Source organism: Streptomyces axinellae (assembly GCF_039532135.1).
Lineage (GTDB): Bacteria > Actinomycetota > Actinomycetes > Streptomycetales > Streptomycetaceae > Streptomyces > Streptomyces axinellae.
In genome coordinates this window covers 1-678 of sequence record NZ_BAAARJ010000083.1, presented here as the reverse complement: position 1 = coordinate 678, position 678 = coordinate 1, and the positions used below count along the sequence as shown (strand labels likewise).

General features: G+C 68.0%; 1 protein-coding gene. It reads left to right on the top strand.

The features are described from left to right. Positions 1-62 precede the first annotated feature (62 nt). A partial coding sequence (locus ABD339_RS33545; RefSeq protein WP_344570948.1) for an acyltransferase domain-containing protein occupies positions 63-678 on the top strand: 616 nt, incomplete at its 3' end.

The following is a 678-nucleotide window of genomic DNA, read 5'->3' as shown; positions in this document are numbered from 1 at the left end:
GCACCCTGCACCTCGACGAGCCGACACCCCACGTGGACTGGTCCAGCGGAAACGTCACCCCCTTGACCGGTGACGAAATCTGGCCCCACACCGGACACCCCCGCCGCGCCGCCGTCTCCTCCTTCGGGATCAGCGGCACCAACGCCCACGTGATCCTGGAAGCCGCACCCGAAACACCCGCCGAAGAGCACCCCGAACAGGGCGAGTCCCCCGGCCTGCCGGTGCTGCTGTCCGCCAAGAACGAGCCCGCGCTACGCCAACAAGCCAGCCAGTTGGCCACGTTCATCAGCGCGCACCCGGACGTCGATATCGCCGAGATCGCCCGCACCCTAGCCACCTCACGCACCCACCACCCCCACCGGGCCGGCATCGTCAGCCAAGAACGCGAGGAGTTGCTGGCCGGGCTTGAAGCCCTCGGGCAGGGACTACCGCACACGTCGGTGGTGGAAGGAGTCGCCCCCGCCGAACCCGGGAAGACCGTGTTCGTCTTCCCCGGACAAGGCTCGCAATGGGCCGGCATGGGCGTAGAACTACTGGACTCCTCCCCCGTATTCGCGCAAAGTCTGCGCGAATGCGCCGACGCCTTGAGTGCGTACGTGGACTGGGACCTGTTCGACGTCCTCCACGAACGCGACGGAGCACCCGGGCTGGAACGGGTCGATGTCGTCCAACCCGCCC